Annotated in this window: 8 protein-coding genes; 5 read left to right on the forward strand and 3 right to left on the reverse strand. The window is 41.5% G+C overall.

The features are described 5' to 3' along the window. Window positions 1–2 precede the first annotated feature (2 nt). From MWU82_RS10625 to MWU82_RS10635, 3 genes are all read right to left on the reverse strand, one after another. Complete coding sequence (locus MWU82_RS10625) at window positions 3–1,376, reverse strand: FGGY family carbohydrate kinase (protein WP_215946813.1); 1,374 nt, start codon at window positions 1,374–1,376, stop codon at window positions 3–5. A gap of 9 nt (window positions 1,377–1,385) precedes the next feature. Next, window positions 1,386–2,666 carry a TIM barrel protein gene (locus tag MWU82_RS10630; RefSeq protein ID WP_247096346.1) on the reverse strand — a complete coding sequence of 427 codons (1,281 nt, stop codon included), beginning with the start codon at window positions 2,664–2,666 and terminating at the stop codon, window positions 1,386–1,388. Window positions 2,667–2,754: 88 nt separating this feature from the next. Further along, a complete protein-coding gene (locus MWU82_RS10635; protein WP_247096347.1) occupies window positions 2,755–4,860 on the reverse strand; it encodes a bifunctional aldolase/short-chain dehydrogenase in 2,106 nt (701 codons plus the stop codon). Window positions 4,861–5,090: 230 nt separating this feature from the next. Between MWU82_RS10635 and MWU82_RS10640 the strand changes: the two genes are divergently transcribed. From MWU82_RS10640 to MWU82_RS10660, 5 genes are all read left to right on the forward strand, one after another. Next, window positions 5,091–6,131, forward strand: a complete 1,041-nt coding sequence (locus tag MWU82_RS10640; protein ID WP_215946810.1) for a GntR family transcriptional regulator — start codon at window positions 5,091–5,093, stop codon at window positions 6,129–6,131. A gap of 354 nt (window positions 6,132–6,485) precedes the next feature. After that, window positions 6,486–8,138 carry a sulfatase gene (locus MWU82_RS10645; protein ID WP_247096348.1) on the forward strand — a complete coding sequence of 551 codons (1,653 nt, stop codon included), beginning with the start codon at window positions 6,486–6,488 and terminating at the stop codon, window positions 8,136–8,138. Window positions 8,139–8,693: 555 nt separating this feature from the next. Next, on the forward strand, window positions 8,694–11,789 hold the full coding sequence (locus MWU82_RS10650; RefSeq protein ID WP_247096349.1) for a TonB-dependent receptor: 3,096 nt from the start codon (window positions 8,694–8,696) through the stop codon (window positions 11,787–11,789). 58 nt (window positions 11,790–11,847) lie between these two features. Then, on the forward strand, window positions 11,848–13,341 hold the full coding sequence (locus tag MWU82_RS10655; protein WP_247096350.1) for a RagB/SusD family nutrient uptake outer membrane protein: 1,494 nt from the start codon (window positions 11,848–11,850) through the stop codon (window positions 13,339–13,341). A gap of 34 nt (window positions 13,342–13,375) precedes the next feature. Next, the gene (locus tag MWU82_RS10660; protein ID WP_247096351.1) at window positions 13,376–16,057 is read left to right on the forward strand and encodes a c-type cytochrome; all 2,682 of its coding nucleotides are present in this window, start codon (window positions 13,376–13,378) and stop codon (window positions 16,055–16,057) included.

Here is a 16,057-nt window from a genome sequence, read left to right on the forward strand (position 1 = left end):
AATTATTGAATTATAAAGGGCACATGTTTCTTTAATGCGTAGTTCTTTCTAAGGAATTTGGAGTTCAATCTTACGTCCGATATACATAGTGCCGCACCTAGAGCAGATCCCAAAGAGGAATCCGTAGTGCTTAGCTTCATATTTCTTAGATAGTGCGATATCAGTTGAATGTAAACGTCATTATCCGAAAACCCTCCATCTATATATAACTTCTCAATGTTATCCTTCCCACTAACTGTTTTAATACATTCCACTTGCAGCAAAACAAGTTCCACCATTAGTTGATGATAGGCGTGTGCATAGTTTTCGTATGGTATTTTGGTCTTTGGCGGCATATTCCTATCCACAATGCTAGTCCATTTGAACATATGCTCAAAGTTTTCAAGGATCTCCAGGTATATATCGTGATCAAAAGGGACAGTTTTATGAAAATCCACTGGAACCTGAAAATGTTCGGACAGCTTTTTAACTTGCTCCTTGTATTCATTACCAAGAAACAAACTTGAGGCTTTCACTGCCTTACCATTGATCCGCATATAATTGATACAATTTTTATCAATATCCGAATCTTTCAGCGCTTCTTCCGAAAAGGGGTTCATAGCAATGCTCCAGGTGCCTGTGGAAACCAATATAAACTTCTTTTTAACACTGCGTATATAGGGCAATAATGCCGCAGAGCTATCATGTATCCCCACACCTATCTTAATTCGTTTGCCGTTATAGTTCATATTGATACTGGTCTCGGTAGAAACGATCCTGGGTAATATTTTGTCGATCCCTTCTTGATAGACCCAATCGTGATAATCTTTTTTAGTATAATCCCATAGCGCCGTGTGGCAGCCAATGCTGGTATGTTCACTTACCGGTATACCCGTGAAGACAAAACTTAAATATTGGGGCAAATGTAGGGAGTACTTGATTCTTTTATAGATTTCGGGTTTTGTATGTTTCAGCCAGTACAGCTGAATTCCCGAATTCAACAGTCCGGAAACTGGGGAACCCGTAGCTACGGCAAAATCCAGTTCCGGACCATATTTTTCATTAAATGAGTCTATAATATCATGAGGAATCTCCTTGGTATAATTATAAAGTGGTGTTAACACCTCATCATTTTCATCCAAATGCACCAAGCTGGCACCATAGGTCGAAAAATTTATGGAGGTAATATCATACTTTTGGGCATCCAATATCCTGTCAAAAACCTCCTTCAACCATGTTTTTAATCGCTCCAAATCCTCAGTTGGGTAACCATCCTCATCATTAATATTCTCAAAGCGCGTATATTCCCTATACACTTCCTGAAAATCCTTATCGAATAGAAAGAATTTTTTATTGGTCTTTCCTATATCGAATACAGCCGTTACTTTCTCTTTCATTTGATTATATTATAATCCGGAAGCTATGCTGTTTTTACCTCTTACGTTGATCAAATTTTCCCTCACCTTAAGTGAACGATAGGCATTTAAGGGAGAAAGTGCACCACCGCTCTTACGTCTTGCTTCCTGCAACAAAGGCCTTACATCTGTACGATAGGCATTCTGAAGTATCTCCTGACAGCGAACTACGTCATTTTCCATTTGTGCCGTTCTCAATTGGTCCTGATCTATCAAAAGTGCCTTGGCATATGCTTCCTGGATGGCTTCCAAAGATTGGATCAGATCCTCCAAGGGGTCTTTTATATTATGACTGGCATCTATCATCCATGCCGGGTATGGATTTTGGGGATTATTGTTCATCCCATAGACCAATTCGTTAAAAATTAAAAAGAGGGCATAAGGTTTAATACTGCCTACGGTAATATCATCATCCCCGTATTTGCTATCATTAAAATGAAAACCGCCCAATTTGCCTTTCATCATCAAAGTGGCAACGATCTGCTCAATATTGGTATTGGGCAAATGATGTCCCAAATCGACCAAGGTATATGCCTTATCGCCACATTCGTTGGCCAACATGAAGGAGGTTCCCCAATCCTGGATTACGGTACTGTAAAAATTTGGCTCATAGGGTTTGTATTCAATGAACAACTTCCAATCCTCCGGCAAGGCCCTATAGATATCCTTTAGACTGTCCTGGGTATTTTGCAAAGCATTTTGAAAATTGTTCTGTCCCGGAAAATTGGATCCATCGGCCAACCATACCGTAAGACTTTTAGAACCCAATTTGTTGCCTATATCAATAACATCCAAATTGTGCCGGACCGCCTGTTCCCTTATCGCCTTCTCCCTATTGCTCAGCGAACCGAACTTATAGCTTTCCTTTGCGTTTTTTTGATCTTGAAAGGTATTGGAGTTTACCGCATCAAAAACGATGTTGTGTGAAGTGGCCAACTGTTTTATGGCTTCATAATCCTGTGGTATGTCCCAAGGAATATGCAGGGAAATGGCACCGGCCGTCTGGGTGAGGGCATGTAAAATACCCACGTCATCTATTTTTTGCTCCAATGTGGACGGTTCCCCCTGAAAAGAAAACCTCCCAAATCTGGTTCCACCTGCGCCCAGGGCCCAACTTGGAATTGCTACTTGAAATTCCGCTAATTTATTGATAATATCATGGACATTACAACCATCCTTTACAAGAACATTCGACAAGAAATCGAATTTTTCCTGGTGCGATTTTAAATCCTTTTGGTTCTTTTCCTGTATTTTTTCTTTATCTATTCTCATTATATTCCCAATTAGAATTAGACCTGTCAGAAATTGGTACTCTACCCTGACAGGTCTTAAAAAAAACTAACTCAAACTAACTTACTAACTATCTTACAAATGCATTGGCCATACCGCCATCAACATTTATTATATTGCCCGTAGTCTTATCCAGGATTGCAACACAGGCGAAAACACCGTTGGCAATATCCTCTGGGTAAATAATTTCGTTCAATAAATTTCTTTTGGCGTAATGTGCAGGAAGTTCGTCCACGGTAATACCGTAGGCTTTGGCCCTACCTTCGGCCCAATCGCCTTCCCAAATCTTACTGCCCACGATAACCCCGTCCGGGTTTACTGTGTTGACACGGATTTTGTCTCCGCCCAATTCAGCGGCCAATAAGCGGGCCATATGTTGTTGTGCTGCCTTGGCGGTCCCGTATCCCACATTGTTTGGACCGGAAACCAGACCGTTCTTACTGGCTATACTTATAAAATCTCCTCCCAAACCTTGTTTGCGCAATATGGCAACTGCCTGTTTGGCAAGTTCAAACTGACCTTTCACCAAAACATTCTGTAAAATATCCCAATCCTTTTCGGTGGTCTCTTCCAATGGTTTGGAAATGGCAAGTCCTGCACTATGCACTACAATATCCACACCGCCAAACTCCAAACAAGCTTTCTTATAAGCCTCCGCAATAGATTCACTTTTGGTAACATCGCAAACCGCATAACTGGCAGTATCCGACTTATAGGTACCCACGGCCTCCTTCAATCGATCTTCGGCTATATCTGTCAATACCACATTGGCACCTTCCTTTGCCAATTTATCAGCAATGGCCTTACCTATACCACCACCTGCTCCAGTAACTAACGCTACTTTTCTGGATAAGGGCTGTTCTTTCGGCATACGTTGCAATTTGGCCTCCTCTAGTAACCAATATTCAATATCAAAAGCTTCCTGTCTTGGCAAAGAGGTGTATTCCGTTATGGCCTCCGCGCCCCTCATTACGTTTATTGCATTAATATAAAACTCACTGGCAACCCTCGTAGTCTGCTTGTTCTTTGCAAAACTGAACATTCCTATACCCGGGTAAATTATAATAACCGGGTTAGGGTCGCGCATGGCCGGGCTATTGTCCTTTTTACAGGTCTCATAATAGTCTTTGTACCCTTGTCTGTATGCCTCAAAGGCCGGTTCCAGTTTTTTCAATACGGCTTTGTCATCGCTAAGATCCTCATTAGGATCCAGATCCAATACCAAAGGCTGTATTTTGGTTCTCAGAAAGTGATCGGGACAGGAAGTTCCCATTGGCGCCAAGCGCGCCAAGTCATTGCTATTGATATACTCCAAGACCACATCACTATCCGAAAAATGTCCTATCATTCTATTTTCGGAAGAACAAAGTCCCCTTAACAATGGTATTAATTGAGAAGCTTTTTCAGCGCGTTCCTTTTGGGGCAGGCTTTTAACTTTTTGTCCTCCAAAAATGCTGCCTTTTGCTTTAATCTTTTTAGCTATGTACTCTGAAGCCATTTCTATGACCTCCAAGCTGTTCATATAGCACTCATAAGAGGTATCCCCCCAGGTGAAAAGTCCGTGGCTTCCCAAAACAATCCCCCTTATACCGGGATTGTCGTTCAAACATTTTTCCAATTGCAGGCCTAGATCAAATCCTGGTCTTTGCCATGGCACCCAGCCCATGGTATCTCCCCAAATTTCCTTGGTCACCTTTTCACTATCCTTGGCCGCGGCTACCGCTATCAAGGCATCGGGATGCAAATGATCTATATGTTTAAAGGGAAGTAGGCCGTGCAAGGGAGTATCTATGGAAGGAGCTTTACTTTCCAGATCGTAGATACAATGATCAAAAAGACCTACCATTCTATCCTCATCCGCAAGACCTCCATAAACGTTTTTCAAGTTTCTTAATCGTTCTGTATATAATCCCGCGATACCGGCCTTGTTCAAAGTACCTATATCCCCACCGGAACCCTTGATCCACATTACCTCTACCTCTTCATTGGTCAGAGGATCCTTTTCAACGGTCTTACAACTGGTATTACCTCCACCATAATTGGTGATTCGAAGATCGGCCCCTAAAATATTGGACCTATAAAGAAACAGTTCTACCTGATCGTCGCCCAGCGCCTCCGCCTTGCTCTCTTCCCAGAGATAATTAACGTATTTAAAATTCTTTACGGAATGATTCATAATTTAATAGCTTCAAAAGTTTTATGATTGCTAAAGTATTGCACAGTTCTCCTGTATGCATCCTGTACTGTACTGCAACCAGTATTTTTTTTTAATTTTTTCAACCTTCCTGAAACCAAAAGAGCTTTATTTTATTAATAAATTTAAAATTAAATAGCTTATTATTGAAGAATAAACAAAAGCGGCAGACTTATTATTTTATATTACCATTATTATAGATTAGCTTAGATATGTTCAAATACCTCAAAATAGATGAAAATTCCAGGATCCCTAAATATAGGCAGCTAGTAGATTCCGTAATCAACAACATTTCCAATGGCAACCTAAAGATCGATGATAAAATTCCTTCCATCAATAGCCTTAGTGAGGAATTTCTGCTTTCACGTGATACGGTTGAAAAAGCATATCAGATATTAAAGGAACGTAAGATAATTACCTCTATTAGGGGAAAAGGCTATTACATAACCAGGACAAAACTTATATCCAAGGTCAATATTCTTTTCCTCATAAATAAGTTGAGCGCCTATAAAATGCGCATTTACAATTCGTTTATAAATACCATAGGGGGCAACTCCCATACGGATCTTCACATTTACCATTGTGACAACTCCCTGTTTGTAAATTTAATAGAGAAGAACATCAACGCATACGATTATTACGTCATTATGCCACATTTTAAGACAGACGATCTTAAACACATTAGTTCTACCGATGAAGCCATTAAGGCCATCAATATGATTCCCAAGAACAAACTAGTTTTGATGGACAATAATAAACTTGAAATTGAAGGGGATTTTATTGAAATCTATCAAGATTTTGAGAATGATATCTATAATGCCCTAAAAGAAGGGTTGCCAAAGATCTCGCGATATGGAAAATTGATTCTGGTCTATCCCGAAAATGCTGTTTATCCTTATCCCAGAAGAATTTTGCACGGCTTTCGTAAATTTTGCGTGGAGCACAAAATAGATTTCGAGGTTCTAGATGAGATTTTTGATGACATCATCCTCAGAAAGGGAGATCTCTTTATTACCATAGAAGAAAACGACTTGGTAAGTTTGGTGAACCAGATCCGGGACAAAGAGTTTATTTTAGGCGTTGAGATAGGGGTTATTTCCTACAACGACACGCCCTTAAAAGAACTGCTCGGAATTACCGTTATTTCTACAGATTTTAAGGTAATGGGGGAAACCGCCTCCAGAATGATCTTGAACAAGGAAAAAGGAAAGATTAAAAACCCGTTTAATTTTATAGACCGGAATTCCATTTAAGACCTTTAAGGAAACTCCCTTATCAAAATTAACAACTAAACTTTCCAATGGACACCGATTATCTTGAACCACAATTGGTCCTCATAAGCTATGAAGTTACTTCTTATTGCCTTTTAACAGCATACAACAGGATAGTTCCCTAAAATAACCAACGTAAGTTTAACCTTTAATTAGAACTGACCAACAAAGAGTAGGTCTCTTATGGGTATTCAGGTTTTTTTTGGCGGTTCCGGTAAGGCTAACTAAAGCAGGGCCCAAAAACTAAATGTAGGATATATATTTTAAAACTATTCCAAATCAACCAATATGACACATTTCAAAACCTTAGTCTTTTGCTTTTTATCAATCCTTTTTATGGGGTGCAAATCCAAAATGGAAGATAAGTCCAAGCTAAAAGCGACTTCTACCAGACCCAACATAATTTTAATATTGGCGGATGATTATGGTATTATGGACAGTCAGGCCTATGCCCAAAAATTTTCTGGAGAAGACGCCTCCAAAATGTATTATGAAACACCCAACATTGACCGATTGGTCCAAGAAGGCACTGCCTTCTCGCAGGCCTATGCCAACCAGTTATGTTCTCCGACCCGAGCAAGTATCATGACGGGAAAATATGCAGGTAGACTTGGTTTTACAACCGCCATGCCCCCGCGAGAAACCTATTACAATCAAAATTTACCAGTCCCTGACGGATATTATGCCCATGATGTATTGGAACATAAAGATAATATTTTGATAGAGCAGGCATTGAACAATGGCACCTCCAATTCCGCAGTACCTACCGGAAATTCTTATGATAAAGGTAAGGACGAACTTTCAATAGCCGAGGCATTAAAGGACTACCACTCTGCCTTTATTGGCAAATGGCACATAGGTGGTTTCGGAGCACAGGGATACCAGCCTGCGGACCAAGGGTTTGAACCCTTGGCCTGGTTCGACGCTGGTGGCTCGGTATATTATAATTGGAAAAAAAGCTGGGATAATAAAGAAAAGACCCGCTTTCCAAAAATGCCACAGGAACATTCGGAAATAGGCGATTCCGGTCAGGAGACCAATGAGGATTACCTAACGGACGACTTGACGGTTCAGGCCCTAAATTACATAGATAAAAGATCAAAACTTAAAGAGCAGCCTTTTTTCCTTTATTTTTCACATTTTGCCATCCACTCCCCCTATCAGGGCAAAGAAAATGAAGTTGCTTATTTTGAGAACAAGCCTACCAAAGGATGGAATGGTCATAAAGATCCAGTCTACGCTTCCATGATAAAAAGTTTGGATAGATCAGTAGGTGAAATTCTAAAAAAACTTCAAGAAACCGGCCTGGACGAAAATACTTTGGTGGTATTCATGTCTGATAACGGAGGTATCGATTCTAAAATTACCCCAAATGGTGAAGGCACGGACAACAGTCCGTTTTTAGGGGGAAAGGCCTGCGTAACAGAAGGTGGTATTAGGGTGCCCCTTATCTTTAGATGGAAAGGAAAGATTAAAGAAGGGCAATGGATAGACGTACCCGTAGATTGCACCGATATTTATCCCACAATTTTGGAAGCTACGGGTTATGATGCAAAAACTATTGCCAAGACCAACAAGCTTGATGGGGAAAGTGTCCTGCCCCTACTTTCAGACCCCGAAAACAGTAAGAAGGCGTATAGCAAGGAAACCCACTACTGGCACTACCCTTTTAATGTAATTTACAATAGTCCTTACGAGCCATATGCCCTAACACCACATTCTGCAATTCGGGATGGAGATTACAAATTAATATTTGATTGGTACGGTAGGTTCCATCTCTACAATATTAAAGAAGACCCCTTTGAGAAAAACGATTTGGCCACTACAAAGACCGTTTTACGGGAGGCCTTGTTCAAAAAACTGATGGACTGGCTAAAAACAAATGTAGAACAAAGGTACTGGCCAACAGTCAACCCAGATTACAATCCGGAGAATGAGGTAAGGAAAATACCTTTCCGCGATTTGTTCAGCCATTACAAAGAACAATAACTTCCTGGCCATAAAACATCTAGCAACCAGCTAAATACACTTAATAATGTGTTCTTCAATACAATCTTAATTAACCTTGGAAATCTTTGAACACCATTGTTTCTCGGCAATTTCAGTGACGTGCTCTTCAAGGCTACAATACATCATTGGACACCTACCAAGAATTGGTCATTTTATATTAGCACAAGTGTTTGTAAAACTATAGGGTCATGTCTTATTAAAAATCAAATATTTGGATACTGATCAAACATTCCAGGCCTGGGTTTTCAACCTCCTTCATCGCGCTTCAAGTCAATGAATTATTAGTTATTGAACATTTTTGGGATCGGCAATAAAAAATGTTAGTTGATACTAAATAAACTTGTTTGAATACTATATGTGCATGTTAAAAATTTAACAGACTAATCATTATCAGACATGTTAAAAAATTAACAGTTCGAACCAGTACAGTACAGGACAGTTATAGAAATTCACATCCATATATTTGAATAATCCTTAATTTTTTGTGACTATTTTAAGGATTACTAATTAAACTAAACTAAATAATACAAGATTATGAAAAGAAGAATTTACAGGATTTCCCGGAAATTCCTATTCCTTTTAACTATGCTTTATGGCATTACAATGCAGGCACAAGATGTAACGGTAAGCGGTACTGTGGTATCTGCAGACGATTCGATGGGCTTGCCGGGGGTAAACGTGGTTGTAAAAGGTACAACAACGGGTACGGTAACAGATTTTGACGGAAACTACAGTATTGTTGCTCCCAGTGCGAACAGCACTTTGGTTTTCACTTACATTGGTTTTACAGCCCAAGAAATTCCGATTAACGGAAAAAGTCAATTAGACGTAACCATGGCCGAAGATGCTGCTGCTCTTGATGAAGTAGTTGTTGTGGGTTACGGTACCCAGATCAAAAGACAGGTAACAGGGTCGGTATCTACCATACAGGCCGATGAACTTGCCGATATTCCGGTTTCCCAAATTACCCAAAAAATACAGGGTAGGATTCCAGGGGTTCAGATTAATCAGAGTACAGGAAAGCCTGGACAGGGTATGTCGGTACGTATTCGTGGGCAACTATCCGTTTCTGGAGGTAGCGACCCATTGTATGTGGTTGATGGCTTCCCTATTTCCGGAGGGATCAACAATATAAATCCGGATGAAATTCAGGATATTTCTATTTTGAAAGATGCCGCTTCCACTTCCCTTTATGGTTCAAGGGCAGCCAATGGTGTTGTTTTGATTACCACCAAAAGTGGAAAAGCCGGTGAAACAAGTGTAAGTTTAAATGTTTCCACCGGTATGCAGAGCGTTCCAGATAGAGGAAGGATAGAAATGATGAATGCCGTTGAATTCGCCCAATTTAAAAAGGAATACTATGAAGATCAGGGCGATCCTGTTCCAGATATCTTCCAGAACCCTTCCCAATATGAGGGCCAGAACAACGATTGGTACGATGCTATGCTTAGAACTGCTCCAATGACCAATTACAATCTTACCATTACTTCCAACAAAGAAAAGTTGCGAACCTCAGTGATTCTAGGCTTCTTTGATCAGGAAGGTGTGGTCTTAAGTTCGGATTATAAGCGATATTCATTAAGGGCTAATTTGGATTATAGCTTATCGGACAAGGTCCGAATTGGAGTGAATATAGCACCAAATTACATCTTGGACAATATTCCAAGAACAGATGGTAGTAGGGGTACAGGGCTTCTTTTCAATGCCTTGCACACTTGGCCCATCATGCCTATCTATAATGAGGATGGGACCAGAACGGAATTCAATCGCTTTCCGGCAAATACTGGTAACATTTTCTCTTATGCCAACTGGTTAAATTCCGCAGAAAGAATTACAGACGGTACCAAGGAGGTAAATCTTTTGTCCAATGCGTATATTGAATATGAGCCAATAGAAGGGCTTACCATTAAATCCAGTTTAAACGCTGAATTGTACAATGAACAATATGAATACTTCAGTCCAACCAATGCCACCTATGCCATTAACCGTCCCATTCCGACCAATAATGAGGCAGTTTGGGACGATAGGACCACTTTTTCTTGGTTGAACGAAAACACGGTCAATTATAACAAAAGCATTGGTGACCACACTTTTTCTCTGTTGGGAGGTTTTACTTACCAAAAATACCGTATGGACCGAAATAGAGTTGCTGCCAGCGATTTCGCCGATGATAGATTACCGAATATTCAGGGAGCAGCAAACATTAATAGAGGCGGCACCTTCGACCAGGTACAGGAATGGAGTTTAGTGTCCTTTCTTTCAAGGCTTACCTATAATTACAAAGGAAAATATCTATTGACAGGCTCTATTCGTAGTGATGGATCGTCAAGATTCGGGTCTGATAACAGATGGGGTACCTTTCCTTCGGTATCTGCAGGTTGGATCGCTTCCGACGAAGCTTTTCTAGAAAATGTGGAATCTCTTTCACTTCTTAAACTGCGTGCTAGTTATGGTGTTACCGGTAACAATAATATAGGTAACTATACCCAATACGCCTTGATCGACAATACGGTGAATGCTGTATTTGGCAATGATTTTGCACCAGGTTCTGCGGTTAATTCCCTATCCAATTCCAATTTGGGATGGGAAACCACAAAACAGTTCGATATTGGATTGGATTTAAGCCTTTTTAATGATAGGGTATCTTTTGTGTATGACTATTATACCAAGAACACTACCAATTTACTTTACAATGTGCAAGTTCCAAGGGAATCCGGTTTTACCAATTTTAGCGATAACATTGGTGAAATTAAGTTCTGGGGTCATGAATTTGGTATAAATACCGTGAATACCACAGGTAAATTCAAATGGACCACCAACGCCAATATCTCTTTCAACAGAAATGAGGTAGTAGCTTTGGCCGATGGAATTGACAGGGTCTATGGTCCAGGTGGATGGCACATTACCAAGGTAGGAGAACCCTTTGGTCAATTTTATGGGCATCTGTCCGATGGGGTTTATTTAAACCAACAAGACTTGGACAGCTCACCTCAAGTTCCAGGTCGTTCTACAGTAGGTAGTATTAAATTATTGGATGTTAATGGTGACGGAATAATCACGAATGGAGGAGATTTTGACGACCGCGCCGTAATGGGCAGTCCATTCCCTGATTTCACCTATGGTATTACCAACACCATTAATTACGGTAATTTCGATTTTTCCGTAGTGGGTACCGGTTCTTATGGTAATGAATTGTTGGTTAGACATTTGTACAGTACCACCAACTTGGATGGGGTGTTCAATCTTTTAAAAGATGTTAAATACAGGTTTAGATCCGTTGAAAATCCAGGAAGGGGCTTTTATGGAACTACCGTAGGTGGCGGTAATGTTACCGGTATAGAAAGGGATTGGATCAATGACCGTTTTGTGGCGGATGCCTCCTATTTCAATATTCGTAACATAACCTTAGGGTTTACTATCCCTAAAATGGACAAGTATTTCAAATCGGCCCGAGTATATGGATCAATTCAAAACGTACACATATTCACTAAGTATTGGGGTGGACCAAACCCTGAAATTAGTGTACAGAACAATGGAGAGGGAGATGGTGGAAACCTTGCCTCCGGGGTAGATATTTCAGGATATCCGGTTCCACGTATATTTAGTTTAGGTTTAAATTTAAACTTCTAAATCGAAAACTATTATGTCTAAAAATATTTCACTTTCGACAAATTTTAAAACTGAAAAAATGAAAAAAATATTCTATTTTATCGCAGCAATGTTAGGTTTTCTGGCAAGCAGTTGTGACAAGGAATTAACGATTTTCCCAGAAGACTCGTTAAGTGTACCCACTTTCTTTAAAACGGAAGAGGATTTTACACAAGCCATCAACGGGACATATGTTCCCTTAAGGAACATCAACAACGCATCCAAGCCCTATTTAGCCGAAATGCACTCGGACAATACCTATTATGCACGTAACACCGCTTTCGGAGCTACTGACAACCAAGAGGATATTGCCGACCACTCCATACCTAGCGATGGAGGTATTACTGCAAATACCCATGTATATAATGTTTATGTTGGTTATTATGAAGTTATTGCCAGAGCCAATCAGATTTTGGCAACTATAGATGAGGCTGAAATAGATGAAGCTGTGAAAGCGAACGTAAAAGGGCAAGCGCTGTTCTTAAGGGCCTATTCTTATTTTGACTTGGCACAGTTTTTTGGTAGTGTACCTTTGCATCTTGAACCCGTAGTAGACCGTGAAGGAGCTGCTTTACCCCTTGCTTCTGAAGATGAGCTTTATGGACAGATTATCGAGGATGCCAAAGCGGCCATTCCCTTATTGCCCCTTAAATCCCAACAACAGCCTGGTAGGGCAACCTCCGGTGCTGCCCAAACACTTTTGGGCAATGTATATGTAGTGCGTAAGCAATGGGGCGAGGCTGAAACTGTGTTACAGCAAGTTGTAGACAGTGAGGAATACATGCTAATGCCCAATTATGAAGATGCCTTTTCCGGGAATAGCGACAATAAAAACAATATGGAGTCTGTCTTTGAAATCCAATATCGTGAAGGTGCAGACGGACTTAACGGAAGTTTTTTATACAACTTTCTACCAAGACCACTTACTGCCGAAGAAGTAGGTTCAATAACTGGAACATCCAATCCACAACCACTTAACGGGGAAGGGAACAATATACCTACGCCCGATATCATTGAAGCCTATGAAGATGGGGATTTGAGGGAAGATGCCTCCATTATGTACATCACGGCTAGTGAGAGTTTTTGGGAAAATGGGGTTTACCCTATCATCAAGAAGTATGTGGAGCCACATGCATTAAACGGTAACCATGGTATGAACTGGCCAGTATATCGCTATTCGGAAGTATTACTATTATTGGCCGAATCGCTCGAGGAACAAAATAAGGCCGGTGCGGACACCTACTTAAAAATGGTGCGCGATCGCGCTGGTCTAGGGGATTATTCCGGAGATCTGGGAGAGGCCATTTTTAATGAAAGAAGGGTAGAACTTGCATTTGAGAACAAAAGATGGTTCGATTTGGTAAGAACAGGTCGCGCCATAGACGTGATAACAGCCCATGGGAATAAAATAAAAGCCAATCCAATAGACTATTACTACCCTGTGGGTGCAGAACCAAGAGGTAATGCTTTTACCAACATTTCTGAACGGTACGCACTTCCAGCCGCAGAATCGTCATTAAATCCTAATTTCTAATTATATTAGACACATAATTAAAAACTAAAAGATAATGACCAGACTAATTGCCGTACTTATTTTTTCAATGCTTTTGTCCGTTTCTTGTGAGGACAACAAGAAAATGGAAACCGCAAGTGGCCAGGAGCTCCCTCCAAAATTGGCTAAGCTTAAATTACAGCCCGGTTTTGAGGCGGAACACCTGTACAGTCCGGCCGATAACGATCAGGGGTCATGGGTAGCCATGGCCTTCGACAACAAGGATCGACTGATCACTGCGGATCAATACGGTGCGCTATATCGCCTGGAACTTCCTGCTATTGGGTCTGAAGTATTGACGCCAAAGATTGAAAAACTCAAGATACAGACAGGGGAGGCCGTAGCCGATTCTATCATTCAAATGGGTTATGCCCAGGGATTGCTCTACGCTTTCAATAGTCTATATGTAATGGTGAATCATCGCGGCAATGATGAATTCGAGAAGAGCAGTGGGCTCTATCGTTTGCAGGATACGGATAACGATGACCAATATGACAAGATCACCCAGTTAAAGGCATTGAACGGTGCAGGTGAGCACGGCCCACATAGTATTGTTTTAAGTCCTGATGGAGAGTCTTTATACGTTATTGCTGGAAATCATACCGATCTTCCGGAAATGGATACTTATCGCCTGCCCAATGTTTGGCAGGACGACAACCTTTTCCCCCAGGTAAAGGATCCCCGCGGCCATGCCAATGACCGCGGTGCTCCAGGGGGCTGGATTGCAAAAATAGACCCGGAAGGAAAGAACTGGGAGTTGATCAGTGCCGGTTTCAGGAATCCATTTGATCTGGATTTTAATGATGAAGGGGACATGTTCGTATACGATTCGGACATGGAATGGGACTTGGGCTTGCCTTGGTACCGTCCTACCCGTATCTGCCATGTCACCAGCGGTAGCGAATTTGGTTGGAGAACGGGGAACGGAAAATGGTCTCCTGCATATCCGGACAACCTTCCTCCTATCGTAAATATTGGTCAGGGATCTCCCACCAATGTGGTTTACGGAAGGGGAGCGAAATTTCCGGAAAAATACCAAAAGAGCATTTATGCCTTCGATTGGAGTTTCGGTATCATCTATGCTATTCACCTAAAAGCCAATGGATCTTCCTATGACGGGGAGAGGGAGGAATTTTTATCAGGGATCCCGCTTCCTTTGACCGATGGGGTCATTGGCCCGGATGGTGCCATGTATTTCATGACCGGAGGACGAAGATTGGATTCCGACCTTTACAGGGTTCACTATACAGGAACTGAGGACGTAACGCCTGCCAATAAGGCATCCGAACTTACCGAAGGGAATAAGATTAGAAGACAGTTGGAGGAATACCATACAGGTCCAAAAAGTGGCGCGGTCGACTTTGCTTGGCCGTATCTGAACAACGCGGATAGATTTATCCAATATGCCGCACGTATTGCGGTAGAGCACCAGCCAGTTAAGGAATGGCAAGCTAAGGTTCTTTCAGAAAAGGATCCGGTTACCTTGGCACAGGGAATTATAGCCCTAGCCAGACATGGGAATAAAGCCCAGCAAGAACAGATGCTCAATGCCCTTTTAGGCGTAGATTATTCCAAGTTAACATCGCAACAGCAAGTGGACCACCTAAGAGCATTTGAACTGACCCTATCCCGTTTTGGGATTCCAGGCTCATCGGTTAAGAACAAGGTCATTGCTTATCTTTCGCCACAGTATCCGGCAACTACAGATGTCTTGAACCAAATGCTTAGTAAAACACTGGCCTATTTGGACGACCCTACCGTAGCCAATAAAACTTTGGCCCTGTTGGAATCCAATTCAGGGGAAAATGTGGATGTGATGGCCAATACGGCCACCGAGGCTTCGGATCTTATTTTGAGAAATCCACAATATGGAATGGATATAGCCCTAACCCTGAAAAACATGCCTCCTGCCCAGCATACCTATTACGGAATGGTATTGGAGGACGTTGATAAGGGATGGACTCCGGAACTGCGTGAAAAGTATTTTAAGTGGTTCAACAAGGCCTTTTCCTATAAGGCGGGAAGAAGCTATATCGGTTTCATTGACAAGGCCAGGAAAAAGGCATTGACACATGTCCCTAAGGATAAGTTTGAATATTACGATAAGATGTCCGGTGCCGACCTATTGTCCAGCTCGGGCAATGATCTGGCAGTTACGACCGTACAGCCCAAAGGCCCACGCCACAATTGGGAAGTGGAAGATATAGAACCCTTGTTGGCCGATGGCCTCAAAGGGAGGGATTTTGAGTACGGAAAAAGTATGTTTGCGGCTACCACCTGTATCACTTGCCATTCCATGCAAGGTGAAGGAGAGAATATTGGCCCGGACTTAACGCAATTGGGGACCCGCTTTTCGCCCCAGGATATACTCAAGGCCATTATTGAACCCAACGATGTAATTTCGGACCAATACAATACCACAGTGTATACCTTAAAGGACGGAAAATCCGTCGTAGGAAGATTGATGAACGAGACTGAACAAAATTATATTGTCTCGCAAAATCCCTATGCACCGGATCAAACGAGGGAAGTACCCAAGGACCAAGTGGTAAGCACCAAGCTTTCCACAATATCCTGGATGCCTCCCGGAACCATCAATAGGCTCAACGAAGAAGAAGTGAAAGACCTATTGGCCTATTTGGTTGCCGGTGGAAATCCTGATAATCCAATTTATACAGAAAAAGAGGCCAACAACTAG

Source organism: Arenibacter sp. S6351L, from assembly GCF_023016025.1.
GTDB classification, from domain to species: domain Bacteria; phylum Bacteroidota; class Bacteroidia; order Flavobacteriales; family Flavobacteriaceae; genus Arenibacter; species Arenibacter algicola_B.